The 26,452-nt window shown below is 72.8% G+C and carries 22 protein-coding genes; 11 read left to right on the top strand and 11 right to left on the bottom strand.

All coding sequences use genetic code 11. The features are described from left to right. Positions 1–57: 57 nt before the first annotated feature. Positions 58–636 (top strand): M23 family metallopeptidase, encoded by a 579-nt coding sequence (locus AC6I72_RS14055; RefSeq protein WP_498001096.1) that lies wholly within the window; start codon positions 58–60, stop codon positions 634–636. 181 nt (positions 637–817) lie between these two features. Here the strand turns inward: AC6I72_RS14055 and AC6I72_RS14050 are convergent, their stop codons facing one another. After that, complete coding sequence (locus tag AC6I72_RS14050; RefSeq protein WP_498001094.1) at positions 818–1,414, bottom strand: TetR/AcrR family transcriptional regulator; 597 nt, start codon at positions 1,412–1,414, stop codon at positions 818–820. Between the two features lie 154 nt (positions 1,415–1,568). Here AC6I72_RS14050 and AC6I72_RS14045 point away from each other — a divergent pair, with 154 nt between their 5' ends. Continuing rightward, positions 1,569–3,161: an MDR family MFS transporter gene (locus tag AC6I72_RS14045; RefSeq protein WP_498001093.1), complete on the top strand. Its 1,593-nt coding sequence runs from the start codon at positions 1,569–1,571 to the stop codon at positions 3,159–3,161. Positions 3,162–3,272: 111 nt separating this feature from the next. Here AC6I72_RS14045 and cseC read toward each other — a convergent pair whose 3' ends face one another. The 5 genes from cseC to AC6I72_RS14020 all read right to left on the bottom strand — a co-directional run bounded on the left by cseC (position 3,273) and on the right by AC6I72_RS14020 (position 8,076). Further along, a complete protein-coding gene (gene cseC, locus AC6I72_RS14040; protein WP_498004688.1) occupies positions 3,273–4,745 on the bottom strand; it encodes a two-component system sensor histidine kinase CseC in 1,473 nt (490 codons plus the stop codon). Then, entirely contained in the window at positions 4,634–5,335 is a 702-nt protein-coding gene (cseB, locus tag AC6I72_RS14035; RefSeq protein WP_037850421.1) for a two-component system response regulator CseB, read from the bottom strand. The genes cseC and cseB overlap by 112 nt, the downstream gene beginning before the upstream one ends. A 271-nt stretch (positions 5,336–5,606) precedes the next feature. Then, positions 5,607–6,293, bottom strand: coding sequence for a hypothetical protein (locus tag AC6I72_RS14030; RefSeq protein ID WP_498001092.1), 687 nt, complete (start codon positions 6,291–6,293; stop codon positions 5,607–5,609). Continuing rightward, a complete protein-coding gene (locus AC6I72_RS14025) occupies positions 6,281–6,820 on the bottom strand; it encodes a SigE family RNA polymerase sigma factor (protein WP_037850418.1) in 540 nt (179 codons plus the stop codon). Before AC6I72_RS14025 ends, AC6I72_RS14030 begins: the two co-directional genes overlap by 13 nt. A 326-nt stretch (positions 6,821–7,146) precedes the next feature. After that, positions 7,147–8,076, bottom strand: a complete 930-nt coding sequence (locus tag AC6I72_RS14020; RefSeq protein WP_498004686.1) for an iron-sulfur binding domain-containing protein — start codon at positions 8,074–8,076, stop codon at positions 7,147–7,149. 457 nt (positions 8,077–8,533) lie between these two features. Here AC6I72_RS14020 and AC6I72_RS14015 point away from each other — a divergent pair, with 457 nt between their 5' ends. Next, positions 8,534–9,382 (top strand): hypothetical protein, encoded by an 849-nt coding sequence (locus tag AC6I72_RS14015; RefSeq protein ID WP_498001091.1) that lies wholly within the window; start codon positions 8,534–8,536, stop codon positions 9,380–9,382. A 189-nt stretch (positions 9,383–9,571) separates the two neighbouring features. Here AC6I72_RS14015 and disA read toward each other — a convergent pair whose 3' ends face one another. Together disA and radA are read right to left on the bottom strand one after the other, a co-directional pair. Beyond that, a complete protein-coding gene (disA, locus tag AC6I72_RS14010; protein WP_037850414.1) occupies positions 9,572–10,696 on the bottom strand; it encodes a DNA integrity scanning diadenylate cyclase DisA in 1,125 nt (374 codons plus the stop codon). An 82-nt stretch (positions 10,697–10,778) separates the two neighbouring features. Continuing rightward, positions 10,779–12,188 carry a DNA repair protein RadA gene (radA, locus tag AC6I72_RS14005; RefSeq protein ID WP_498001090.1) on the bottom strand — a complete coding sequence of 470 codons (1,410 nt, stop codon included), beginning with the start codon at positions 12,186–12,188 and terminating at the stop codon, positions 10,779–10,781. Between the two features lie 232 nt (positions 12,189–12,420). On the opposite strand from radA, the gene AC6I72_RS14000 reads away from it, so the two are divergent. Further along, a complete protein-coding gene (locus AC6I72_RS14000) occupies positions 12,421–14,163 on the top strand; it encodes a BACON domain-containing protein (RefSeq protein WP_498001089.1) in 1,743 nt (580 codons plus the stop codon). Positions 14,164–14,410: 247 nt separating this feature from the next. Here the strand turns inward: AC6I72_RS14000 and AC6I72_RS13995 are convergent, their stop codons facing one another. Then, positions 14,411–15,229 carry a DUF3109 family protein gene (locus AC6I72_RS13995; protein ID WP_498001088.1) on the bottom strand — a complete coding sequence of 273 codons (819 nt, stop codon included), beginning with the start codon at positions 15,227–15,229 and terminating at the stop codon, positions 14,411–14,413. A gap of 85 nt (positions 15,230–15,314) precedes the next feature. Here AC6I72_RS13995 and AC6I72_RS13990 point away from each other — a divergent pair, with 85 nt between their 5' ends. The 3 genes from AC6I72_RS13990 (at position 15,315) to ilvD (ending at position 19,250) form a co-directional block, all read left to right on the top strand. Further along, complete coding sequence (locus tag AC6I72_RS13990; RefSeq protein ID WP_498001086.1) at positions 15,315–16,247, top strand: Ppx/GppA family phosphatase; 933 nt, start codon at positions 15,315–15,317, stop codon at positions 16,245–16,247. Between the two features lie 108 nt (positions 16,248–16,355). Then, positions 16,356–17,180 (top strand): sugar phosphate isomerase/epimerase family protein, encoded by an 825-nt coding sequence (locus AC6I72_RS13985; RefSeq protein ID WP_498001085.1) that lies wholly within the window; start codon positions 16,356–16,358, stop codon positions 17,178–17,180. A gap of 216 nt (positions 17,181–17,396) precedes the next feature. Beyond that, positions 17,397–19,250 (top strand): dihydroxy-acid dehydratase, encoded by a 1,854-nt coding sequence (gene ilvD / locus AC6I72_RS13980; RefSeq protein WP_498001084.1) that lies wholly within the window; start codon positions 17,397–17,399, stop codon positions 19,248–19,250. Between the two features lie 157 nt (positions 19,251–19,407). On the opposite strand, the gene AC6I72_RS13975 is transcribed toward ilvD, so the two are convergent. Beyond that, positions 19,408–21,588, bottom strand: a complete 2,181-nt coding sequence (locus tag AC6I72_RS13975; RefSeq protein WP_498001083.1) for a serine/threonine-protein kinase — start codon at positions 21,586–21,588, stop codon at positions 19,408–19,410. A gap of 185 nt (positions 21,589–21,773) precedes the next feature. Between AC6I72_RS13975 and AC6I72_RS13970 the strand changes: the two genes are divergently transcribed. The 4 genes from AC6I72_RS13970 (at position 21,774) to proC (ending at position 24,612) form a co-directional block, all read left to right on the top strand. Next, positions 21,774–22,094, top strand: a complete 321-nt coding sequence (locus tag AC6I72_RS13970) for an SH3 domain-containing protein (RefSeq protein WP_498001081.1) — start codon at positions 21,774–21,776, stop codon at positions 22,092–22,094. 208 nt (positions 22,095–22,302) lie between these two features. Beyond that, on the top strand, positions 22,303–22,821 hold the full coding sequence (locus tag AC6I72_RS13965) for an EamA/RhaT family transporter (RefSeq protein WP_498001080.1): 519 nt from the start codon (positions 22,303–22,305) through the stop codon (positions 22,819–22,821). A 100-nt stretch (positions 22,822–22,921) separates the two neighbouring features. Then, the gene (locus AC6I72_RS13960; RefSeq protein ID WP_498001077.1) at positions 22,922–23,713 is read left to right on the top strand and encodes a class I SAM-dependent methyltransferase; all 792 of its coding nucleotides are present in this window, start codon (positions 22,922–22,924) and stop codon (positions 23,711–23,713) included. 89 nt (positions 23,714–23,802) lie between these two features. Continuing rightward, positions 23,803–24,612, top strand: a complete 810-nt coding sequence (gene proC, locus AC6I72_RS13955) for a pyrroline-5-carboxylate reductase (RefSeq protein ID WP_037850395.1) — start codon at positions 23,803–23,805, stop codon at positions 24,610–24,612. Between the two features lie 33 nt (positions 24,613–24,645). Here proC and trpS read toward each other — a convergent pair whose 3' ends face one another. After that, positions 24,646–25,641 carry a tryptophan--tRNA ligase gene (gene trpS / locus AC6I72_RS13950; protein WP_498001075.1) on the bottom strand — a complete coding sequence of 332 codons (996 nt, stop codon included), beginning with the start codon at positions 25,639–25,641 and terminating at the stop codon, positions 24,646–24,648. Positions 25,642–26,452: the final 811 nt, after the last annotated feature.

The following is a 26,452-nucleotide window of genomic DNA, read 5'->3' as shown; positions in this document are numbered from 1 at the left end:
AGCCCGGCGAACCACCAGTCCGGGTGGTCCTCATGTCCCCCACCCCCAGAGGTTTCGATGTTCCAGCGCGCCACCGTCCGTTCTTCCCGTGCGACCAAGCTCCGTACCCGTGCCGCCGTCCTGGCCGCAGGCCTGGGAGTCACCGCCGCGCTGGGTGCGGGCGCCGCGTCGGCCGCCGAGATGGCGGCTCCGACCGCCACCGTCGCCAAGTCGGCGGCGGCCTGGGTCGACCCGGTGAAGAGCTACACCCTCACCGCCAGCTTCAACCAGGGCGGCAGCCACTGGATGCACAAGCACAGCGGCCAGGACTTCGCCGTGCCGGTCGGCACCGACGTCGTCGCCGCCCACGGCGGTACGGTCGTCAAGGCCGGTCCCAACGGCGGCGGCGACGGCCCCGCCTACGGCAACGCCATCGTCATCAAGCACGCCGACGGGCTCTACTCGCAGTACGCCCACCTCTCGCGCATCGACGTGAAGGTCGGTCAGGTCCTCGCCACCGGGCAGCACATAGCCAAGTCCGGCAACACCGGCAACACCACCGGTCCGCACCTGCACTTCGAGATCCGCACGACCCCGAACTACGGCTCCGCCGTCAACCCGGTCGTCTTCCTGCGCGCCCACGGCGTGAAGGTCTGAGCCCACGCCGGAGCCGGGTCGCACCCCCGGTGAAGCCAGGCTGAACGATTCTCCACCGTGCCGCCCCGCTGCGTCCGCAGCAGGGCGGCGCGGTGCTGTGCGTTCGGCCCGGCGGCGGCGTGCCGTGGTCTCGGGGGCGGCGCGGTGCCGCGTTCACGGCGGGTCGGCGCGGTGCCGGCCCTCAGTCTCCGTGGGCGCCCCGGTGGGCCTGGGTCACCAGGTCGATGGAGACCTCCAGCACGGCCTTGCGCCGTTCCTCGGGGTCGCCTTCGAGGTCCTGCATGACGAACATGCCGGCGTGCAGCGTGAACAGGGCGCTGATGCAGCGCACCTGGTCGGTCAGGCTCGCCTCCGGGTCGATGATGATGTCCCGCAGGCCGCGCATCCGGTCCTTGAAGGTGTCACCGATGCGCAGTTCCCTGACCGTCGCCTGGTTCTCCTGCATGAAGCGGAACAGCGGGGAGGCGCCGGCCAGCGCGTCGCTGTAGCGGCGGACGATCTCCTGCTTGGTCTCCAGCGTGTGCGGCTGTCCCCGGCCCCACTCGATCAGGTCCTGGATCGGCTGCGTCAGGTCCTCGAAGAGGCTGACGATGATCTCTTCCTTGGTCCTGAAGTGGTAGTAGAGCGCGGCTTTCGTGACGTCCAGGCGCTCGGCGATCTCGCGCAGGGATGTCTTCTCGTAGCCCTGCTCGGCGAAGAGTTCGAGGGCCACGTCCTGGATGCGCTGGCGGGTGTTGCCGCGGCGCTGCTGCTTGGTGCCGTCCATCGTGACGCCCATCCTCGTACTCCTCGCGCTGTCGGGAAACTTACCTGCCGGCAGGCCGGTGAAAACTTACTTGACGCCCGGCTAGTAAAGCTCTACCTTCCCGAGTGTAATGACTTGCCGGTCGGCAAGTAAGCAGGACAGGTACACCTGGGGGAGCTGGGGAACGATGGCGGACACAGCGATAGCCGAGGCGGCGGCGGGTGCCGACGCCGGAAAACAGCCGAAGAGCGTGCGGGTCGTCCTGCTCGCCCTCATGATCGCCATGATGCTCGCGATGCTGGACAACATGATCGTGGGCACCGCGATGCCGACGATCGTCGGCGAGCTGGGCGGCCTCCAGCACCTCTCCTGGGTGGTGACCGCCTATACGCTCGCCACCGCCGCGGCCACCCCGCTGTGGGGCAAGCTCGGCGACATGTACGGCCGCAAGGGCGCCTTCATGACGTCCATCGTGCTCTTCCTGGTCGGGTCCGCGCTGAGCGGCATGGCCCAGGACATGGGGCAGCTGATCGGCTTCCGTGCCCTGCAGGGCCTGGGCGCCGGCGGTCTGATGGTCGGCGTGATGGCCATCATCGGTGACCTGATCCCGCCCCGGGAGCGCGGCAAGTACCAGGGCATGATGGCCGGCGTCATGGCGCTGGCGATGATCGGCGGCCCGCTGGTCGGCGGCACCATCACCGACAACTGGGGATGGCGCTGGGCCTTCTACATCAACCTGCCGCTCGGCGCCGTGGCGCTCGTCGCGGTCAGCGCCGTGCTGCACCTGCCGAAGAAGCGCTCCCAGGCGCGCGTCGACTACCTGGGCGCCGCGCTGCTCACCCTCGGCATCAGCTCCATCGTGCTCGTCACCACCTGGGGCGGCTCGGAGTACGCGTGGACGTCCGCGCGGATCATGGAGCTGACCGCGATCGGCGTGGTCGCGCTCGTCGGGTTCGTGTTCTGGCAGACCAGGGCCGCGGAGCCGATCGTGCCGCTGCACATCTTCCGCAGCCGCAACTTCACCCTGATGTCGGTCATCGGTTTCATCACCGGCTTCGTGATGTTCGGCGCGGTGCTCTTCCTGCCGCTGTACCAGCAGTCGGTCCAGGGCGCCTCCGCGACCAACTCCGGTCTGCTGCTGCTGCCCATGCTCGGCGCGATGCTGGTCGTGTCGATGATCGCGGGCCGGGTCACCACCAACAGCGGCCGGTACAAGGTCTTCCCGGTGGTCGGCAGCATCCTCATGGTCGTCGGTCTGTACCTGCTGTCCCTGATGGACACCGGGACCACCCGGCTCACCTCCGGCCTGTACATGGCCGTTCTCGGCGCGGGCATGGGCTGCCTGATGCAGATCACCATGCTGGTCGCGCAGAACAGCGTGCAGATGAAGGACATGGGCGTGGCCTCCTCGTCCACCACCCTCTTCCGTACGCTCGGCTCGTCCTTCGGCGTGGCGATCATGGGTGCGCTGTTCAACAACCGGGTCCAGGACGTCATGGCCGAGCGGGCCGGCGCGTCGGGCTCCAAGATGACCGAGAAGTCCGCGCAGCTGGACGCCGCGAGCCTGGCCAAGCTCCCGGCCGCCGCCCGTGAGGCCTACCAGCACGCGGTGTCCGCCGGTACGCACTCGGCGTTCCTGCTCGGCGCGGTGGTGGGCATCGTCGCCCTGGTCGCCGCGGTGTTCGTCAAGGAGGTGCCCCTCAAGGGCGCCGGTCCGGCCACGGCGAAGGCCGACGAAGAGGGCAAGGCGGGGGCCGAGGGCCTCGCGGAAGCGATCTGATCCCGCCGCCGCGGCGCACGCACCGTACGCACGGCAGGCACGCGCCGTAGGCACGGCACGCACGACACGAAGGCCCCCGGCTGCCGCCGGGGGCCTTCGCCGTGGGGACATTCAGGCCGGCAGGGTCGGGTAGCTGCCCGTGCTGGTCGGCGCGTGTTCGGGGAGCCACAGCACGGCGACCGCGCCCTCGGCCGGGACGTGTTCCGGGGCGCCCGCGGGACGGACGTTGCGGAAGGTCAGCCGGGCGCCCAGGACGCGGGCCTGCCCGGCGGCGATGGTCAGGCCGAGCCCGTGACCGCGGCCGGCGCGGTCCGCGCTGCCGGTGCGGAAGCGGCTCGGCCCCTCGGCGAGCAGCGCCTCCGGGAAACCGGGGCCGTGGTCCCGTACCCGGATGACCCGGCCCTCCACGGTCACCTGGATCGGCGGCCTCCCGTGCCGGGCGGCGTTGGTGATCAGGTTGAACAGCACCCGCTCCAGGCGCCGCGGGTCGGTGGTGACCATCGACTCGTGCACCACCCGCACCTCGACGTCCGGGTCCTTGGCCGCCACCCGCCGGGCGACGAACTCGCCGAGCAGGATGTCCTGGAGTTCGGCCCGCTCGGAGGCGCCGTCGAGCCGGGCGACCTCCAGGACGTCCTCCACCAGGGTGCGCATCGCCTTCGCGCGGTCCAGGACCAGTTCCGTGGGGCGGCCCGGCGGCAGCAGCTCGGCCGCCGTCAGCAGCCCGGTCACCGGGGTGCGCAGCTCGTGCGCGATGTCCGCGGTGACCCGCCGCTCGGCCTCCAGCCGCTGCTGGAGCGCGTCCGCCATCGCGTCCACCGCGCGCGCGAGATCGTCGGTCTCGTCGCGTACGACACCGCCGATGGCGTCCCGGACCCGGACGTCCGGCTCACCGTTGGCGACCCGGTTCGCGGCGGCGGCGGCCTTGCGGAGCCGGCGCGAGAGCTGGCCGCCGATGAGCACTCCCAGCGCGCTGCCCCCGAGGACGACCGCGATGGAGCCGATGACCAGGGCCTGGTCGAGGTCTCTGAGGATGTTCGCGCTGCGGTCCGTGAAGTGGGTGTGCACGGAGAGCACGTGACCGCCCTTGATCGGCATGGCCGCCCAGATGTCCGGCACCCCGCCCCGGTGGTCGGTGACGTACGTGGCCCGCCGGCCCTCCCGGATCTTCTGCTGCAGCGCGGGCGGCAGCAGCGGATCGTCGATCTTGATGATCGAGGAGGTCGGCCGGTGACCGGGCCGCTCGTACAGCGGCTGGGCGTACACGAGCCGCGAGTCGGCGAGGTCGCGCGCGTTGTCCAGCATCGACACCCGCGCGGCGTTGTGCACCACCAGGCTCAGCGCGACGGCGATCAGCGCACCCACCAGGGCGATGGCCGCGCTGAGCTTCCACCGCAGGCCCGTACGGATGTCCGCGTTCTCCAGGCGCCCGGGGAGCAGGCGCCGCGTGTTCCCCCGCATGTGTGCCCCGCTCAGGCCTTCAGTTTGTAGCCGAAGCCGCGGACCGTCTCGATGCGGTCCTGGCCGATCTTGGCGCGCAGCCGCTGCACATGGACGTCCACGACCCGGGTGTCGCCGCCCCAGCCGTAGTCCCACACCCGTTCCAGGAGCTTGTCGCGGGACAGCACCGTGCCCGGCGCGGAGGAGAACTCCAGGAGCAGCCGCATCTCGGTCGGGGTGAGGCCCACCGGCCGTCCGGCCCGGCGCACCTCCATGCCCTCGGTGTCGACCTCCAGCTCACCGAAGGTCAGCACCGCGCCGTCCGCCCCCGCGGGACCCGCCTCGGACCGGTCGCCGCCGGCGTGCCCGAAGCGGCGCAGCACCGCGCGGATCCGGGCGACGAGGACGGCACCGTCGAACGGCTTGGTCACGTAGTCGTCGGCGCCCGCCTCCAGGCCGAGGACGACGTCGATGGAGTCCGCGCGCGCCGACAGCATGATCACCGGGACCGTCGACTCGTCGCGGATACGGCGGCACAGGCTGACGCCGTCGAGGCCGGGGACCATGACGTCCAGCAGCGCGATGTCGGGCCGCCGCGCCCGGAACGCCTCCAGGCCGGACAGCCCGTCGGGCATCGCCGTGACCGCGAAGCCGTCCCGCTCCAGGGCGAGCTGGGTGGCCTCGCGGATGACATCGTCGTCCTCGACGAACAGGACGTGGGTCTGGTCTGCCATCCCTGTGCTCTCAGTCCTCGTGTGCTCAGGTGGTGCGCCCCTCGGGGGACGCGCCTGACGGGTGGTGCGGGCCGCGTGCCGCGTTCCTCGGTGCGCCGGCCCGCCGTCGGACACGGCGCCGGCCTGCGGCCTGCCGGCCGGTGGTCCGCCGGTGGCGTGCCCGCCGGTGGGGTGGTGCGTCCGTCCGTCGCCTACCCGGCCGGTGCCGTGTACACCAGGGGTTCGGACCGGCGGGCCCGAACGGTTCACGCCGCCGGGAGGACCCGGCCGGTCAGTTGGCCGGTTCCGGTTCCGGCTCCGAAGGCGCCGCCGTTCCCCCGCCGACGGCCTTGCTGTACTCGTTGCGCGTGCTGAACGCCTTGGCGAACCGGCTGCCGGACCAGCGGTAGGTGATGACGTCCTCACCGGAGGGGTTCGAGACCGGATCACCCCTCTCGTACACCTGTTTGGTGACGACGAGGTCCCCGCGGTCGATCTCGGCGTACACCGGGGGCTCCTCGGCCGCGAACACGTTCTCGTACCGGTCGCCCCGCTCCCGGTACACGTACGCGCCGAGGCCCACCGCGTCTCCGCAGGTCAGCACGTTGATGACGATGTCGTCCGCGGAATTGCCGGTCAGCTTGCCGTACGACACGTCCACAGGGTACTCGTCGGCGACACACGGCTTGAGCCCGCGCTTGACCGTGGCCGAGACCTTCGGGTCGTCCTTGACCAGCCGGACCGCGTCCACCGGCCGGGGCGTGTCGCTGGGGCTGGGGGACGGTGCGGCCGGGGTCCCCGCCACCGAGCTGGCGTCGGCGGGCCCCTCGTCGCGGGCGCCGGTGCCGCCCGTGCCGCAGGCGGACACCAAAAGGGCGAGGGCGGCGAGCCCGGCCACCGCCGTACTCACCGCCTGGAAGGTCCCTCGGGCCCCGCTGGGCTCAGGGCCCACACCAGCCCTGCCGGTCAGGCCGCGCAACGCTCCCGCTCCTCACGCTCCAGCGCGCGTGCGTCCAGATCGCGGGCCTCCAGCTCCTCGCGGAGCCGGGCGAGCGCCCGGTGCAGCGTGCTCTTGACCGTTCCCGCGGACATGCCGAGTGCCGCGGCGGTCTCTTCGGTGGACATCTGCTCCCAGTGTCGCAGCACGACGACGCTGCGCTGCTTGGGAGCCAGAACTTTCATGATGTCCATGAGCAGCGCACGGTCGGCGTGCTGTTCGGTGGAGTCGTCGACGCAGGCGTCCGGGAGCTGCTCGGTCGGGACCTCCTCCAGCTTCCGGGCCCGCCACCACTCGGTCCGCGTGTTGATCATGACCCGGCGCAGGTAGGCGTCCGCGAGCCGCTTGTCGGCGATGCCGTCCCAGCGGCCGTACGTCCGTACCAGCGCGGTCTGGAGCAGGTCCTGGGCGTCGACCGGGTCCGGCACCAGCCGGCGTGCGCTGCGCAGCAGCGCGTCCTGCCGGGTACGCACGTACTCCTCGAACTCGAGCACCTCACCCTGCGCCATGATCAACCGCCTCCGCTCCCCGTTTTCCGGCCTGTGTGCGCCGGACCCCGAGCCTGTGTGCGAGCGGACTGTGGTCGGCAGCCGCCCGGTGCCCGTCGGGCACGGAAATGAAGGTACGGACGGGTTGTCACGGCGCTGTGCGAAGCAGCCTGCGGCTAGCCCTCGGCTGTGCGTCGGTTGTGTAACGGACGACGGAACGGGGTAAGGGAGTGCTCCGATTGGTCCTGGTATAGGGGGATTTGCCCATCAGGAGGGCGCGCGGGTCTGTGACACAGAGGCCCGCGACGCCCCCTGGGACCGTGATCCGGCTGTGAAGTGACGGTGGGTCAGGTCAGCGGCAGCCGGTACAGGCCGCCCGGCAGCGGCTCCACCAGACCGTCCGCGACGAGTCCGTCCAGGGCGCGCGCCCGCTGGACCGGCTCGTGCCAGACCCGGTCGAGCACCGCCTGCGGCACCGGCGTGTGCGCCTCCCGCAGCACGGCGAGCAGCTTGCCCCGCACCTGGCGGTCCGTACCGGCGTACGTCTGGCCGCGGCGCGGCGGGCCGTCGTGCTCCGGCTTGCCCGCCAGCCGCCACGCGCAGTGCGTGGCGATCGGGCAGCGGTGGCACGACTCGTTCTTCGCCGTGCACACCAGCGCGCCCAGCTCCATCGAGGCGGCGGCCCAGCGGGCGGCGGTCCGCTCGTCCTCGGGCAGCAGGGTGCGCGCCAGCCTGCGTTCGGCCGCGGTGGTCGCGTTCGGCGGGTACTGCACCCCGGTGACCGCGCGGGCCAGGACCCGGCGGACGTTGGTGTCCAGTACGGCGTGCCGCTGCCCGTACGCGAACGACGCGACCGCCGCCGCCGTGTACTCCCCGATACCGGGCAGGGCCAGCAACTGCGCGTGCTCGGTGGGTACGTCGCCGCCGTGCCGTTCCGTTATGGCGACCGCGGCGCCGTGCAGCCGCAGCGCGCGGCGCGGGTAGCCGAGCCGGCCCCAGGCGCGCACCGCCTCGCCGGGCGCCTCCTTGGCGAGGTCGGCGGGGCGCGGCCAGCGCTCCAGCCACTGTTCGTAGACGGGGAGCACCCGGCTCACCGGCGTCTGCTGGAGCATGAACTCGCTGACCATCACGCCCCAGGCGCCGGCGTCGGCGCGCCGCCAGGGCAGGTCGCGGGCGTTGCCGTCGAACCAGCTGATGACCTGGGTGTGCAGGGTCTCTCCGAGCCGCGGGGCGGCGGCGGGTTCCGCGGCGGACTCGGGACCGGCGTCGGTGATCACCGGGGCGGTGGGGGCGTCGACGATCGCGGTGGCAACGGTGGTGGCGGGGGCGGTGACCGTGGCAGCGGTGGCGGCCGTGACGGGCTGTGCGGTGGCGGGGGCCGCTTCCGCGGGTCCGGTGACGGTGGCCGTGCCGGTGGGTGCGCTGGTGGTCGGGGTGGGGGCGGCGGGGGCGGTGTCGGTCCCGGCCGCGGTCTCGGGTGGGGTTGCCGGGGCTGTGGGGCTGCTGTGTGGGGGCAGTGTGGGCGCAGTCATGACGTTTCCGATCCTGCCACGTGGCGGCGGACACGCGTGTGACCCGGCGCGGGCCGTTTCGTCACCGACCGTCGCCGCACCGTCACCGGCTCGGCAAGGCGGGCCGGTGACAAGGCGGTTGCCGGAATGATGATCCGGAAAAGTTGTGACCGGCGCGGCGGGTGGGACAGGGGAAGGCCACGATCTCTCGTACAGTTTGGGCGTGGGATCTCTGCGCAATCCGGTCGGGCCGCTTCCCTCCTCCATCTACTGGCGACGGAGGGTCGTACTGCTGTCCGTGGTCGCCCTGTTGGCCCTGCTGGGCCTCTGGATCGCCACCTCGGGCGGCGGCGGGGGACACAAGGACACCGGTGGCGCGGCGGGCGGCAAGAACCCCACCCCCTCCACCATCGGACCCGGTCCCTCCGAGTCGGGTCCCGCGATCAGCCAACACCCCGGCGGGCGCGACGAGTCCACCGGCGGATCCGGTGATGCGGGTTCCCCGGCGAGCGGCGGCGGCAGCGGGAGCACCGGCAGCGGCGGCCCCGGCACGGGAGGTTCCGGTGCGTCCTCCGGCGGGTCCGCCGGCGGTTCGGACGACGGCGCCAAGGGCGGCGGCGCGGGCGGCGGCGGCACGGGTGCGGTGCTGCCGGCCGGGAGCACGCTGCCCAACTGCACGTCCTCGGCGGTCAAGTTGAGCCTGCGCAGCGTGCGCAACACCTACGCTCCCACCGAGACGCCCACCTTCGAACTGATCGCGAAGAACTCCGCCGGCACCGACTGCAAGGCCGACCTCGGTCCGAAGACCGCGGTGGTGACGGTCACGCAGGCCGGCAGCAGCGACACCTACTGGTCGTCGGCCGACTGCCCGAAGACCGCGGGGAGCCTGCTGTACCGGGTGCCGGGCGGCAGCGGCATCACCTCCACCGTGCGCTGGGACCGCAGGCCCAGCGCGCCCGGGTGCGCGACCCCGCCCGCCGGTTCCGCCGCGGTGGGCAAGACGTACCTGGTGGAGGCGACGGTGCCGGGGTACGGGAAGCTGCAGACGTCGTTCGTGCTGTCGGCGGACTGAGCGAGCGCCCACGGGCCGACGCGGCCGAGCGGCCCGCACCGCGCTCCGGTACCTGCCGCAGGGTGCGCACGGCCCGCGAACGTACCGTTCCCGGAGCCGGCCGAGCCGGCTCCCGCGGCCCACTACTCCCGGGGACGCGCTCTCCCCGAGGGAGGCGCCGCTCGCGGGGACGCTCTGCCGACGGGACGCCTAGACGTACCGCTCCAGGATCGACGACTCCGCGAGCCGCGACAGGCCCTCGCGGACGCTGCGCGCGCGGGCCTCGCCCACGCCGTCCACCGTCTGGAGGTCGTCGACGCTGGCCGCGAGCAGCTTCTGCAGGCCACCGAAGTGCTCGACCAGGCGGTCGATGATGGCGCCGGGCAGCCGCGGCACCTTGGCCAGCAGCCGGAAGCCGCGCGGCGAGACCGCGGAGTCGAGGGTCTCCGGCGAGCCGGTGTAACCGAGGGCGCGCGCGACCGTGGACATCTCCAGCAGCTCGGCGTGGGAGAGCTTGTCGAGTTCCACGAGGGCTTCGTCGACCGTGCGGGAACGCTTGGCCGTGGGCTCGGGGACGTAGTCCCGCACGACCAGCTCGCGCTCGGGCTCCACGCCCGCGATCAGCTCGTCCAGCTGGAGTGCCAGCAGGCGCCCGTCGGTGCCCAGCTCCACCACGTACTCGGCGATCTCGGTGGCGATCCGGCGGACCATCTCCAGGCGCTGCGACACCGCCGAGACGTCCCGGACCGTGACCAGGTCCTCGATCTCCAGCGCGGACAGGGTGCCCGCGACCTCGTCCAGGCGGAGCTTGTAGCGCTCCAGTGTCGCCAGGGCCTGGTTGGCACGGGAGAGGATCGCCGCGGAGTCCTCCAGGACGCGGCGCTGACCGTCGACGTACAGGGCGATCAGGCGCATCGACTGGGAGACCGAGACCACCGGGAAGCCGACCTGCTTGCTGACCCGGTCCGCCGTGCGGTGCCGGGTGCCGGTCTCCTCGGTCGGGATCGTCGGGTCCGGGACGAGCTGCACGCCCGCCCGCAGGATCTTCGACAGGTCCGAGGAGAGCACGATGCCGCCGTCCAGCTTGCACAGCTCCCGCAGCCGCGTCGCCGTGAACTCGACGTCCAGGACGAAGCCGCCCGTGCACATCGTCTCCACGGTCTTGTCGGAGCCCAGCACGATCAGGCCGCCGGTGTTCCCGCGGAGCACCCGCTCCAGCCCGTCCCGCAGGGCCGTGCCGGGTGCCACGGCGCTCAGGGAGGCGCGCATCAGGCCATCGGCGCCGGAACTCCCACCGGATTTTCCGGGAGCTGCTGCCCGGTCGTTGGCTGCCACTGCACTCCTCCGGTCGCAGGTTCTTCTGGCGCTCCCGTTTCGCACACTCGGTTCGTACGGACGGGCGGGACCAGCGCAAAGTCTACCGGCGGTCCTCCTGCTCCCGTGGGGCCTCCCGGCGACGCGAGCGCGGCAGGACCCGCAGCGCGTCCCCCATGTCGGCCACTTCCAGGACCTTCATCCCGGGCGGCACCTTGCCCGGGTCGCCCGGCACCAGGGCGTGCGTGAAGCCCAGGCGGTGCGCCTCCGAGAGCCGGCGCTGCACGCCCGTGACCCGTCTGACCTCACCGGCCAGGCCCACCTCGCCGATCGCGACGAGGTTCTTCGGCAAGGGGGTGTCGCTCGCCGCCGAGGCCAGCGCGAGCGCGATGGCGAGGTCGGCGGCGGGCTCGGACAGCTTCACCCCGCCGACCGTCGCCGAGTAGATGTCCCGCTTGCCCAGCGCGCTGATCCGGCCGCGCTGCTCCAGCACGGCCAGCATCATCGACACCCGGGAGGTCTCCAGGCCCGACGTCGTCCGCCGCGGGGAGGGGATCTGGGAGTCCACGGTCAGTGCCTGGACCTCGGCGACCAGCGGGCGGCGGCCCTCCAGGGTCACGGTCAGGCAGGTGCCGGGCACCGGCTCGGCGCGGCGGGTCAGGAACAGGCCGCTGGGGTCGGCCAGGCCCGTGATCCCCTCGTCGTGCAGCTCGAAGCAGCCGACCTCGTCGGTGGCGCCGTAGCGGTTCTTGACGCCGCGGACCAGGCGCAGGCGCGCGTGCCGGTCGCCCTCGAAGTGCAGCACCACGTCCACCAGGTGCTCCAGCAGGCGCGGGCCCGCGATGGCACCGTCCTTGGTGACATGGCCCACCAGCAGTGTGGACATGCCGCGCTCCTTGGAGGCGCGGATCAGCGCGCCGGCCACCTCCCGGACCTGCGCCATGCCGCCGGGCGCGCCGTCGATCTCGGGGGACGCCACCGTCTGCACCGAGTCGAGGATCAGCAGGGAGGGCTTCACCGCGTCCAAGTGGCCGAGCACGGCGGCCAGATCGGTCTCGGCAGCGAGATAGAGGTGGTCGTCGAGGGCGCCGATGCGGTCGGCACGCAGCCGGACCTGGCTCGCGGACTCCTCGCCCGTCACATACAGCGTGCGGTGCTCGTCGCTCGCGGCCTTGGCCGCCACGTCCAGCAGCAGTGTGGACTTGCCGACGCCGGGCTCACCGGCGAGCAGCACGACGGCACCGGGGACCAGCCCGCCGCCCAGCACCCGGTCCAGCTCGGGCACACCGGTGGAGCGGGCGGTGGCCTGGCGCCCGTCGACCTGGCCGATGGGCAGGGCCGAGTTGGTGACCCGGCCCGGTGCCGTCGTACGGACGGCGGGCGTGCCGTACTCCTCGACCGTGCCCCAGGCCTGGCACTCCGGGCAGCGGCCGAGCCACTTCGCCGTCTGCCAGCCGCATTCGGTGCAGCGGTAGGACGGGCGGTCCTTGGTGGTCTTCGTACGGGCAGCCATGACGAAACCGTAACCGCCGCCACTGACAGCGCCGCCCGCACGGCCCGCTCACCGCGGGAGCAGACGCGGGCCCGGGGACCGCTCAGGGGACCGAACGGGGTCGAACGCGCCCGCACGAAGGAGGGAACGGGCCGCCCCCGTCCCCGTATGAGGGATCGTTTCACCCGTACGGATTAAAAGTGCGCAACAGGGAAGAACGGACGAACCTCCGCCGCCTACGGTCGCACAGGTGATGAGCACCAGTCCGCAGACCTCGACCCGTACGAACCGTACGACGCGTACGACCGGTGAGCACCGGCCGCACCACGAGGCGCGCGACCGCGCTGCCGCGCGCACCCTGGCGCAGCATCCGCCCGCCGCCTACGAGCCCCACCTCGACGGCCTGTTCACCTACTGCCTGTCCGTGCTGTGCGACCACGACGCGGCGACCACCGCCCTCGGTGACGCCCTCGCGTTCGCCGAGCGGCGGGCGCCGCGCGTGCCGCAGAGCGCGGGGGAGCACAGGGCCTGGCTGTACGCGCTGGCCCGCTGGGCCTGTCTGCGCGCGCTGGCCGAGGCCAGGCAGAAACGTCAGGCCACGCACGCGGCCGGACGTCACGGAGGACCCCGGCGGAGCCCGGAGCGGGCCGCCGCCCCGCCCGTGCCCGAGGACGTCCAGGAGCGGCGGCGCCGCGAACTCGCCCTGCTGGCCTGGCCGGAGGCCGCCGGCACCACCCCCGAGCAGCGCGAGGCGCTCGAACTCGCCGTCCGCCACCACCTCACCGCCCACGAGGTCGCCGCCGTGCTCGGCATGAACCTCACGGCCGCCCGGGAACTGCTCGCCGCGGCCGCCTGCGAGGTGGAGCGCACCCGCGCGGCGCTCGCCGTCGCCGAGGCGGGCGGCTGCCCGGGCGTGGCCGCCCTCACCGGCGACAGCCGGTTCGTGCTCGGCACGGCGCTGCGCCGCGAACTCGTCCGGCACGTCGACGACTGCCCGCGCTGCCGCCGCACCGCCGAGCGCGCGCATCCCGCCCGCTGGCCCGGCGCCTGCGTCACCCCCGCGGAACTGCCCGTCCTGCCGGCCCCCCGCACGGCACTGGGCCTGGCCATGGCGCACCACTCGCGCGCGCGGGGCACCGCTCCGCGCCTCGACCGGCGGGGATTCCCGATGGACCCCAAGGACCGCGCCGCCCGCAGGGACCGGCTGCGCGCGCGTGCCGTCACGACGACGGTGGTCGCCACCGTGGTCGCCGCTCCGGTGCTCGCCCTGTGGGCCGCCTACCGCGGCACCCCGACCGGCGAGGGCGGGGGCGGCCCCTCCGCCACCGCGCGCGAGGACCACGACTCCGGCGCCCTCGTCGGCGAGGACACCGGCGGCTACCCCGGCACCGACGCCGGTACGGGCCGGGGGCCCGGTGCCCGTATCGGCCAGGGCCCACGGCCGGACGTCTCGGTGGAGGTCCTCGGTGTCGCGGGGGCCGGGCGTCAGGACGCCCGGCTGACCGTGACCGCCACGGGCACCGGCGACACCACCCTCGTCACCCTCACCGCGTCCGGCTCCGCACCCGTGCGCTGGTCCGCGTCCACCCGGGCGTCCTGGCTCTACTTCAGCCGCTCCGCGGGAACCCTGGAGCCCGGCGAGTCGGTGACGGTCAGGGTGTACGTCGACCACCTGCACGAGCCGTCCGGTCCCTGGAGCGCGCGCGTGGCGATCGCACCGGCGGGAGCGGTGGTCTCCATCGACGGCCTCGGCGGTGCGCCCAGCCCGTCCGTGCCCCGTCCTCCGCGTCCAGCGGACCCGACACCGACCGACGACCCCCGCAGCCCCACCCCGACTCCCACCGGCGGCTCCACGGATCCCTCCGGCCCGCCGACCGGCCCGCCGCCGTCCACCGACCCGACCCCGACGCCCACCGGCACGCCGTCCCCGTCCGACCCGGGCGGCTCGCCCCCGCCCGCGGACGGCAGTGGCACACCGAGCCCGGCGGGAAGCTAGGTGTGTTGTTCGGATCATGCCGCGTCCGCGGCGTTTCCGGCCCGATCCCGACGAAAGACCCTGGGCCGTTCCGCGGGGCCGGAAGCCCGGCGGGGCGGTGCTGCCGCCTCCCGGAGGGCCGGGCCGGGGCTGGGCCGGCCGGATCCGCCTGCCCCGGCGCGTAGGACCGGCCCGGCTCAGGTGCCGGATCCGTCAGCCCAGGTCCACCGGAACCTCCGGCCCCGGCTCACCGGAACCTCCGGATCCGTCAGCCCCGCTTCACCGGACCCGCCGGATCGGCAGGGTGCGCGGCGAGCAGCGGCAGTCCCGAGGCGAGGCGTTCCTCGCACAGCTCGACCAGCCGGTCGTAGCCCGCCTTGCCCATCAGCTCGGTCAGCTCGGCCCGGTAGGAGACGTACACCGGCTCGCCCGCGCCGTGCGCCGACGTGGCCGACGTGCACCACCAGTGCAGGTCGTGGCCGCCCGGGCCCCAGCCCCGGCGGTCGTACTCGCCGATCGAGACCTGGAGCACCCGGGTGTCGTCGGGGCGGTCGATCCACTCGAAGGTCCGCCGGATCGGCAGCTGCCAGCACACGTCCGGCTTGGTCTCCAGCGGCTCGCGGCCCTCCCTGAGCGCCAGGATGTGCAGCGAGCAGCCCATGCCGCCGGCGAACCCGGGACGGTTCTGGAAGATGCAGGAGCCCTGGAAGGGGCGGGTCTGCCGCGACCCCTCCTCGTCCTCGGACACCCAGCCGTTCTCCGTGCCCTCGGCGTGGTTCTGCCAGATGTCAGGAGTGAGCCTGGCCACGTGCCCGGCCACCCGCTGCTCGTCGTCCTCGTCGGAGAAGTGCGCGCCCAGCGTGCAGCACCCGTCGTCCGCGCGGCCCGCCTGGATGCCCTGGCAGCCGCTGCCGAAGACGCAGCTCCAGCGGGAGGTCAGCCAGGTCAGATCGCAGCGGAAGACCTGCTCGTCGTCCGCCGGGTCGGGGAACTCCACCCACGCGCGCGCGAAGTCGAGTCCCTTCTCGTCCGGCTCGGGCACGGGGCCCGCCGATTTACCGGTCTTCGCCTTCTTCGTCTTTGGCACGCGTCCAGGGTAAGTCGCCGGGCCCGGCGCCGAGCGGCCGCCGGGCCCGTGCCGGTCCCGCCCCGGTGGCAGTAGCGTTCCGTACATGAGACTCGGTGTCCTCGACGTGGGTTCGAACACGGTGCATCTGCTGGTGGTCGACGCGCACCCCGGTGCCCGCCCGCTGCCCGCCCACTCGCACAAGGTGGAACTGCGGCTGGCCCAACTCCTCGACGAGGACGGAGCGATCGGTTCCGAGGGGGTCGAGCGGCTGATCGCCGTGGTCCGGGACGCGATCCAGGCCGCCGAGGACAAGGGCGTCGAGGACCTGCTCCCGTTCGCGACCTCCGCCGTGCGCGAGGCCGGCAACGCCGACGACGTCCTCGCGCGCGTGCAGGCCGGGACGGGCGTCCGGCTCCAGGTGCTCAGCGGGGCGGAGGAGGCCCGTCTCACCTTCCTCGCCGCCCGCCGCTGGTTCGGCTGGTCCGCCGGGAAACTGCTCGTCCTGGACATCGGCGGCGGTTCTCTGGAGATCGCCTACGGCATCGACGAGGAGCCCGACGCCGCCGTGTCGCTGCCGCTAGGCGCGGGCCGGCTCACCGCGGGCTGGCTGCCGGGCGATCCGCCCGACCCGCAGGACGTCAGGGCACTGCGCCGCCACGTCCGGGCGGAGATCGCGCGGACCGTGGGCGAGTTCAGCCGCTTCGGGGCCCCCGATCACGTGGTCGCCACCTCCAAGACGTTCCGGCAGCTCGCCCGCATCGCCGGGGCCGCGCGCTCCGCCGAGGGCCTGTACGTGCAGCGCGAGCTGAAGCGCGAGTCCCTGGAGGCGTGGGTGCCGCGCCTCGCCGCGATGACGGCCGGGGAGCGCGCCGAGCTGCCGGGTGTCTCCGACGGCCGCGCGAGCCAGCTGCTGGCCGGTGCGCTGGTCGCCGAGGGCGCGATGGACCTCTTCGGCGTGGAGCGCCTGGAGATCTGCCCCTGGGCCCTGCGCGAGGGCGTGATCCTGCGGCGCCTGGACCACATGGGCTCGGCATAGGGCCTCGCGTCCGGACGACGCGTACGAGGGGCACGGGCACGGCCTGGAACCGGTCACGGTGAGCGGGCTCACGCCGTGAGTGCCCGAGCACCCCGTAACCTGTCACTCGTGGTGGAACCCGTCGTGCGCATCCCGGATGCGAAGGTCGCCCTGTCGACGGCCTCCGTGTATCCGGAGTCGACGGCGACGGCCTTCGAGATCGCCGCGCGCCTCGGTTACGACGGCGTCGAGGTCATGGTCTGGACCGACCCCGTCAGCCAGGACATCGACGCGCTGCGCAGGCTCAGCGACTACCACGGGATACCGATCCTGGCCGTGCACGCCCCCTGTCTGCTGATCACCCAGCGGGTGTGGTCCACCGACCCCTGGGTCAAGCTCCAGCGCGCCCGTGCGGCGGCGGAGCGGCTCGGCGCGAGCACGGTCGTCGTGCACCCGCCGTTCCGCTGGCAGCGCCAGTACGCCCGCGACTTCGTCAACGGAATCTGGCGGATGGCGGACGAGACGGATGTGCGGTTCGCCGTGGAGAACATGTACCCCTGGCGCTACCGGGACCGCGAGATGCTCGCCTACGCCCCCGACTGGGACGTCACCAAGGACGACTACCGGCACTTCACGATCGATCTCAGCCACGCGGCGACGGCCCGTACCGACGCGCTCCAGATGGTCGACCGCATGGGCGACCGCCTCGGTCACGTCCACCTCGCCGACGGCAAGGGCTCGGCGAAGGACGAGCACCTGGTGCCCGGCCGCGGCGGACAGCCCTGCGCCGAGCTGCTGGAACGCCTGGCCGGCTCCGGTTTCGACGGCCATGTCGTCATCGAGGTCAACACCCGACGTGCCATGTCCGGCGCCGAGCGGGAGGCCGACCTCGCCGAGGCCCTGGCCTTCACCCGGCTCCACCTGGCGTCGACGGCGGGCCTGCCCCGCCGCTGACGCCCCGCCCCCGGCACCCCCTCGCCGACACCCCCCGCGCCCGAGCGCACCGGCCGGCGCACGCCCTCCCGGGCGCGCCGCGCCGCACCCCCGAACCCCCCGCGAGCCCGCCGTCACCCCGAGACGCCCGTCCCGCATGACGGACACCGCGTCCCGCCCCCTGGATGACCGGCGTACGCTCGACACAGTCAGAACTCTCCGAAGGAGCGAGCGACGATGCCCGAGCTGAGGTCCCGCACAGTCACCCACGGCCGCAACATGGCGGGCGCCCGCGCCCTTATGCGCGCCTCCGGTGTACCCGGCGCGGACATCGGCCGGAAGCCGATCATCGCGATCGCCAACAGCTTCACCGAGTTCGTGCCCGGCCACACGCACCTGGCGCCGGTCGGCCGGATCGTCAGCGAGGCGGTCCGCGAGGCGGGCGGCATCCCGCGCGAGTTCAACACCATCGCCGTCGACGACGGCATCGCGATGGGCCACGGCGGCATGCTGTACTCGCTGCCCTCGCGCGACCTGATCGCCGACAGCGTGGAGTACATGGCCGAGGCGCACTGCGCGGACGCCCTGGTCTGCATCTCCAACTGCGACAAGATCACCCCGGGCATGCTGATGGCGGCCCTGCGGCTGAACATCCCGACGGTCTTCGTCTCCGGCGGCCCCATGGAGGCCGGCCGCGCCACCCTGGTCGACGGCACCGTGCGCACGCTCGACCTGGTCGACGCGATGTCCGAGGCCGTCAACGAGAAGATCTCCGACGAGGACATCCTCCGCATCGAGGAGAACGCCTGCCCCACCTGCGGCAGCTGTTCCGGCATGTTCACCGCCAACTCGATGAACTGCCTGACCGAGGCCATCGGCCTCTCCCTGCCCGGCAACGGCTCGGTCCTCGCCACCCACACCGCCCGCCGCGCCCTGTACGAGAACGCGGCCCGCACGGTGATGGACATCACCCGCCGCTACTACGAGCAGGACGACGACACGGTCCTGCCGCGCAACGTCGCCACCTTCGCGGCCTTCGAGAACGCCATGGCCCTCGACATCGCCATGGGCGGCTCGACCAACACGATCCTGCACCTGCTGGCCGCCGCCCAGGAGGCCGGCGTGCCCTTCGGCCTGGAGGAGATCGACGCGGTCTCCCGCCGCGTCCCCTGCCTGGCCAAGGTCGCCCCGAACGTCGCCAAGGACCGCACGTACTACATGGAGGATGTGCACCGCGCAGGCGGCATCCCCGCCCTGCTCGGCGAACTGCACCGGGCCGGCCTGCTCAACGAGGACGTGCACGCCGTGCACAGCCCCTCCCTGGCGGACTGGCTCAAGACCTGGGACGTGCGCGGCGGCTCCCCGTCCCCCGAGGCCGTCGAGCTGTGGCACGCGGCCCCCGGCTGCGTCCGCTCCGCCGAGGCCTTCTCCCAGTCCGAGCGCTGGGAGGCCCTGGACACCGACGCCGAGGGCGGCTGCATCCGCTCCCTGGAGCACGCCTACTCCAAGGACGGCGGCCTCGCCGTCCTCAAGGGCAACCTCGCCGTGGACGGCTGCGTGGTGAAGACCGCCGGCGTCGACGAGTCCATCTGGACCTTCGAGGGCCCGGCCGTCGTCTGCGAGTCGCAGGAGGAGGCCGTCCAGAAGATCCTCACCCAGCAGGTCAAGAAGGGTGACGTCGTCGTCATCCGCTACGAGGGTCCCAAGGGCGGCCCCGGCATGCAGGAGATGCTCTACCCGACCTCGTACCTGAAGGGCCGCGGCCTCGGCAAGAGCTGCGCGCTGATCACCGACGGCCGCTTCTCCGGCGGCACCTCGGGCCTGTCGATCGGGCACGCCTCGCCCGAGGCGGCCTCCGGCGGCACCATCGCCCTCGTCGAGGACGGCGACCGCATCCGCATCGACATCCCCGCCCGCACCATCGAACTCCTGGTGGACGAGGCCGAGCTGTCCCGCCGCGAGCAGGCCCTGAACGGCGTGTACGCCCCCAAGGACCGCGACCGCAAGGTCTCGGTGGCCCTGCGCGCCTACGCCGCGATGGCCACCAGCGCCGACAAGGGCGCCGTCCGCGACGTCTCGAAGCTGGGCTGACCCACGGGTCCGCCGGTCCGCGGGCCCCGGCCGACGCCTGAAAGGGGCCGCTCCCACCGGGAGCGGCCCCTTTCACGCGTCACCTGGGGGATGCCGTCGCACCCGTCACCCGGCGAGTGCCCCTCCGCGCCTCACCCGGCGGACGGTCCTTCGCGCGTCACCACGCCGACGGGGCGCCCGCGTCCACGGCGAAGACGGTGCCGTCGGGAGCGCCGGCGTAGACATGGCCGGCGGCCGGCACCGGATCCGGGACCGAGGCGGCGACCCGGTCCGCCCCCGCGCCCAGCCGCGCCGGCGTCTGACCGACCAGCACACCCCTGGCCGCGTCCACGGCCAGCAGCCGCCCGTCCGCCGACAGGACGTACACGTGCCGCGCGTCGGCGACCGGCGCCGAACCACGGCTCACGGAGGTCTCCAGGGACCACAGCCGCCGGCCCGCGGCCATGTCGACGGCGGTCAGCGAACCACCGGCCGACAGCAGGTGCACCACCTCGCCGCGGACGTCGGCGTGCGCCTGCTGGAGCGGGACCGGCAGCGCCACCCGGCGGGCCGCCCCGCTCGCCGGGGAGTAGCGGACCACCGCCCGCGTGTCGCCGTAGACCCCGTCGACGGACTGGAGGAACAGCGATCCGCCGGCCGTCCCGAAGGGCCGCAGCGACCCGTTCAGCCGCGTCTGCCAGCGCACGGCACCCGTGCGGGGATCGACAGCGGTCACCCGTGTGCCCTTCCCGTCCCGTGCGGGGCTCGCCGCGTACGCCAGCGGATCACCGGCGAACGACAGGAAGTACGGCTCGGTCAGGCCGGGCACGCGCCGGCTCCAGCGCGTTGCCCCCGAACGGCTGTCCACCCCCGTCACCGTGCCGTCCGCACCGGTGAGCAGCAGCATGTCCCCGGCGCACCGCATCGCCTTGTACGCCGACACGTCACGCTGCCAGCGCACCGCGCCCGAACGGGGATCCAGCGCCCGCACGACGCCGTCCTGCCCGGCCGGCGGCAGCACGAGCCCGCCCGACACCCGCGGAGCGCCGCCGGCCGGGGCGGCCGCCGCCGAGCGACGCCACAGCAGCCTGCCGTCGGCCGGGTCGAGGGCGAAGACCAGCCCGGGCCCGGCACACAGGAGCTGCCCGGACGCGGCGGCGCACTGCGGCATGTGACCGTCCTCGGACACCGGCCGGGCCTGCCACCCGCTGAAGGCGGCCGCGGCGGTCCGCGGTGCCGCGTCCCGGTGCGCCGTCTGACCGCCGAACACCTCCACCGCCCCGAGCGTCCCGCCCACGGCCAGCCCGCACACACCCGCGGCCAGCGCCAGCCGCCTGCCCAGCCGTCGGCCGGGACGCCACCCGGCCCGCCGCACCGGCCGCTCGCCACCGGACCCGGCGGCCGGCACCTCGGATCCGTCCGGCACCCCCGCCCCGCCCGGGACCCGCGCCTCGCCCCAGTCCCCGGCGGCGCCCGGCACCGCTGCCGTGCCCGAGCGCTGTTCCGGTATGAACAACTGAGTGTCGTACGAGGCCGACACCGACCGCAGCTCCCGCATCAGCTCGTCCGGAGTCGGCCGGTCCTCGGGCTCCTTGGCCAGGCAGCGCAGCACCAGCGGAGCCAGATCCTCCGGCAGACCGCCCAGGTCCGGCTCGTCGTGCACGACCTGGTAGGCCACGATGTACGGGCTGTCGGAGTCGAACGGACCGCGCCCCGTCGCCGCGTGCACCAGCACCGACCCGAGCGTGAAGATGTCGGCGGCCGGCCCGACCTCCCTCGGCCGCCGGAACTGCTCGGGCGCCATGAACGGCGGCGTACCGATCAACTTCCCGGTCTCGGTGCGCAGTTCACTGTCCTTCGGCCGGGAGATACCGAAGTCGATGACCTTCGGCCCGTCCTCGGCGAGCAGGACGTTGCTCGGCTTCAGGTCACGGTGGACGACCCCCACCCGATGGATGTCGCGCAGCGCCTCGGCGAGGCCCGCCATCAGCCGCCGCAACTGTGCCGGGGCCATCGGCCCGTTCCGCTTCACTTCCTCCGCGAGCGTGGGACCCGGAATGAACAACGTGGCCATCCACGGCCGGTCCGCTTCCGGGTCGGCGTCGACGACCGGCGCCGTGAACGCGCCGCTGACCCTGCGGGCCGCCGCCACCTCCTGCCGGAAACGCCCCCGGAACTCGGGATCCCTGGCGAACTCCGCGTGCACCACCTTCACCGCGAGCCGCAGCCCCGACGTACTGCGGGCCAGGTGCACGACCCCCATGCCCCCGGAGCCCAGACGCGACTCGAGCCGATAGTGACCGGCGTATTCCGGAAGTTCCGCTTCCGCGCCCGCTCCGATGTTGCGCTGTGGCGTCATGGACCACCCCCGTGCTGTTCGTCCCGCGCGCGCGACGCACCGACCCTAGTCGATGACGCGGACGGGACTGAGGCGGCTTGCTAGCGTTCGCGTGCGAGTTGCGCACGCCTGTTCCACAACGCGCTCCAGGGGAACCAACGGGACCCCATGACAGTCATGGGGAAATAAACGGGGGAGGATCTTCCATGTCGGTCGACCACGTCGAAGAGACACCGGGCCAGGACGACGCACAGGGCGTCACGGCCCGGGCAGCGGCCCTGCACTACTACTCGGTCGCCCCGGGCGTCAGCCTCAACGTCCGCAGCGGCCCCGGCACCGGGTACCCGATCGTGCGGACCCTGCCGGCGGGCGCCAAGGTCCCGGTCTACTGCCAGACCACCGGCACCAAGGTGACCGGGCCCTACGGCACGTCGAGCATCTGGGACAACATCGACAACGGCGAATACGTCTCCGACGCCTACATCTACACCGGCGCCGACGGCTACATCGCCCCGCGCTGCGCCTGAGAGCTGCGGACAGAATGAGCGCCCGGCCCGCGACGCCTGGCACGCACGCTCGCGGCGTTGCCGGAAGGCCCTGGTAGCTCCCTACCAGGGCCTTTCGGCGCCTTGCGACCGCACGTGCCGGACGCCGCGAGCTGATCGGACTCCCATGGTGTCCGCAGCTCTGAGCCCGCCCCGAGCCCGCGACCCTCGGGGCGCCATAATCGGTTGCGTGAGCGACGAGAACGGCACCCCGGCCACCCCCGCGGGCTCCACGGCCACCGGCTCCACCGGCCCGCGCCCCGAGCCCCTGCGCTTCTTCGGCACGACCTGGGTGCACCACGACGACGGCTACGCGCTGCGCCGCGCCGGCGTCGCCGCCGGCTCACTCCTGGCGGCCGCCGCGGCCTGCTTCGTCCTCCGCTTCGCCTTCGAAGGCATCCAGATCGCGAACTCGGGCGCCTTCGTCACGCTCCTCGTCGTCGTCATGTTCGCCGTGTGCAGCGCACTCGCCTTCGGTCACACCTGGGGCGGCTTCTCCAAGCGCCCCGACCCCGAGCGCCAGTCCTCCCTGCGCGGCCTGCTCGCCATCGGCTTCATCGGCTCCCTCCTCGCCTACTTCTTCCGCTCCCTCACCGAGGCCCCAGGCGAGAAACTCCACCGCCGGGAGTACGAAGAGGCCCGCGAACAGTTCGAGCGCCGCGCCACCCGCCGCTCCGGCAATCCCTCCAGGAAGCGCCGCCACTCCTGACCCGCCGTCCCGTCCGGACCGGCCCGCACCCGAGGGACCGGCCCGCCCTCACCGGGAAAACTCCGCCCGCCATGCGCCCCGCCTGCACCACCATGGGCACATGACCGCCCCTCTCTCGCCCGCCCAGGGCGCCGCCGACCACGCCACCCGAGCCCGCTCCTTCGACGCGGCCGCCGCCCAGTACGCCGCCCACCGCCCCTCCTACCCGGCGGCCCTCCTCGACGCGGTCGAAGACCTCACCGGCCGCCCGCTCGCCGGCGCGCGCGTCGCGGACGTCGGCGCCGGTACGGGCATCTCGACGGCCCTCCTGCACGCGCGCGGTGCCCGGGTCCTGGCCGTCGAACCCGGCGACGGCATGGCCGCCCAGTTCCGCAGCAGCCACCCCGGCATCCCCCTCGTACGCGGCAACGGCAACGCCCTCCCCCTCGCCGACGACTCCACCGACCTCCTCACCTACGCCCAGTCCTGGCACTGGACCGACCCGCACCGCTCCGTCCCGGAAGCCCTGCGCGTGCTGCGGTCCGGCGGCGCCCTCGCCCTGTGGTGGAACACGGACGCCTCGGACATCGAGTGGATCGCCGAGGCGAGCCGCCGGGCCGGCCGCTTCTTCGGCATCGACATCCCCGCCGAGAAACAGCGCGCCGCCCGCACCGAGCTGGCCGACCCCACCGGCCGCCTGCGCTTCACCCGCCGCGAGGTGCGCTGGAGCCGCCGGATCCCCGTCGACAGCCACCTCGCCAACATCGGCAGCCACTCGTTCCTCCTCGTCTGCCCCGAGGACCGCCGCACCGCCTTCCTCGCCCAGGAGCGCGACCAGCTGCTGAAGGTCTTCCCCGACGGCATCGTCGAGGAGACCTACGACGTCCTCCTCCTGGTCGCCGGCAAGCCCTGACCCACCCCGCCCGGCCCCCCCGGCCCCCGTACGTCCCGCCTGCCGGACAACCCGCCGCACCCCCGACCGCCGGTGCGAGGATGAACCCCATGAGCCAGAAAGTCGCAGTCCTCGGCACCGGCAAGATCGGCGAAGCCCTGCTCAGCGGAATGATCCGGGCCGGCTGGGCCCCCTCCGACCTCCTGGTCACCGCCCGCCGCCCCGAGCGGGCCGAGGAACTCCGCGCCCGCCACGGAGTCACCCCGGTGACCAACGCGGAGGCGGCGAAGACCGCCGACACCCTGATCCTCACGGTCAAGCCCCAGGACATGGGCACCCTCCTCGACGAACTCGCTCCGCACGTCCCCGCCGACCGCCTGATCATCAGCGGCGCGGCGGGCATCCCCACCTCCTTCTTCGAGGAGCGCCTGGCCGCGGGCACCCCGGTCGTCCGCGTCATGACGAACACGCCCGCCCTCGTCGACGAGGCCATGTCCGTGATCTCCGCAGGCACCCATGCCACCGCCGGCCACCTCACCCACGCCGAGGAGATCTTCGGCGCCGTCGGCAAGACCCTGCGCGTCCCCGAGTCCCAGCAGGACGCCTGCACAGCTCTCTCCGGCTCGGGCCCCGCCTACTTCTTCTACCTGGTCGAGGCCATGACCGACGCGGGCATCCTGCTCGGGCTGCCCCGCGACAAGGCCCACGAACTGATCGTCCAGTCGGCCATCGGCGCCGCCGTCATGCTCCGCGACAGCGGCGAGCACCCGGTCAAGCTCCGCGAGAACGTCACCTCGCCGGCCGGCACGACGATCAACGCCATCCGTGAACTCGAGAACCACGGAGTGCGCGCCGCACTGATCGCAGCGCTGGAAGCCGCCCGCGACCGCAGCCGCGAGCTGGCCTCCGGCAACAACTGACCCCGGCCCCGCTGCCCGCCCGGCCCCAGCCCTTCAGGCGGGCAGCAGCCCGATCGCCCGGTACGCCGCGTCCACCGTCGGCCGCGCCATCTCTCTCGCCTTCTCCGCGCCCGCCCGCAACACCCCCTCCAGATGACCGGGATCCGCGCACAGCTCCCTGTGCCGCTGCTGTACGGGCCTGAGCAGTTCGACCACAGCCTCCGCAGTGTCCTTCTTCAAGGCGCCGTACGACTCGTACGCACCGCTCAGGTCCTGCGGGTTCCCGCCCTCGCAAGCCGCCAGGATCTCCAGCAGGTTCGCGACCCCGGGCCGCTCCTGCCGGTCGTAGACGACGTCCTGCCCGCTGTCGGTCACCGCCCGCATGACCTTCTTGCGCACGACCTCCGGCTCATCGAGCAGATAGACGATGCCCGGTCCGGAGTCGTCCGACTTCCCCATCTTCGACGTCGGGTCCTGCAGGTTCATCACCCGGGCCGCCACCTTCGGCGGGGTCGCCTTCGGCACCACGAACGTGTGCCCGTAGCGGTGGTTGAAGCGCACGGCCAGGTCCCGCGCCAGTTCCACGTGCTGCGTCTGGTCGTCGCCGACCGGCACCTCGTCCGTGTCGTACGCCAGGATGTCGGCGGCCATCAGCGCCGGGTACGTCAGCAGCGACAGCCGCACGCTCCCGCCCCGCCCCTGCTCGCGCGCGGACTTCTCCTTGTACTGGATCATCCGCCGCATCTCGCCGTCGGTGGCCACGCACTCCAGCAGGTAGGACAGCCGGGCGTGCTCGTCCACGTGGCTCTGCACGAACACGGTGCACCGCTCGGGATCCAGGCCGGTCGCCAGAAGCAGCGTCGCCGCCTGCCGGCTCAGCCTGCGCACGCGCGCGGGGTCGTGGTCCACGGTCAGAGCGTGCAGGTCGACGACGCAGAACAGCGCGTCCGCCCGGTGCTGGTCGACCTCGGCCCACTGCCGCATGGCGCCCAGGTAGTTCCCGAGCGTCAGGTGCCCGGTCGGCTTGACCCCACTGAAGACCCGTGTCATCTCCACTCCATCTCTCGGTCGAGACCGCCGTCCCCGGCCGGCCCGGCCCCCGGAGCCCCTGGAGGGAGAAACGAGAACGGCCGCCGAGGCGGCGGCCGTTGTGTTGCGTACGTGAGCGCGGCCGCCGTCAGGCGGGCCACCACTGCTGGTTGTACGTACGCGTAGTCATGACGAACAGCGTACGCCCCCGGGGCCTCCGCGGCCATGAGTTGACACGCCCCGCCGGGGTCCGTAAGGTACTTCGAGTTGTCCGACGTGAGAGCCGACTCCGGTCGGTCCCCGGGCAGCCACTCCGCAAGTCCTCTTCACTACTCGACGACAGTCGTTTCAGTCTGTCTGCCGTCGTGCATTGTCGTGCGTATTTACGGAATGAGGAATCCGCGTTCGCGAGAACGCAGCCCCCGATTCGCTCGGGAGCACGGAATCCGCTAAAGTCTCACTCGTCAGAACGGCCCAAGGGCCGGGAAGACGAACCCCGCTGACTGGGGGTCAGGCCGAAAAGGATCTGATAGAGTCGGAACCGCCGGAAAGGGAAACGCGAAGCGAAAGCGGAGCGGGAACCTGGAAAGCACCGAGGAAATCGGATCGGAAAGATCTGATAGAGTCGGAAACGCAAGACCGAAGGGAAGCGCCCGGAGGAAAGCCCGAGAGGGTGAGTACAAAGGAAGCGTCCGTTCCTTGAGAACTCAACAGCGTGCCAAAAGTCAACGCCAGATATGTTGATACCCCGTCCGTCGGAATCATCCGATGGTCGAGGTTCCTTTGAAAAAACACAGCGAGGACGCTGTGAACCGGGAGAACATTCCTTCTC

The sequence above is a fragment of the Streptomyces sp. Xyl84 genome, assembly GCF_059731885.1.
Note: the sequence above shows the minus strand (reverse complement) of the source record. Positions and strands in the feature narration are given on the sequence as shown.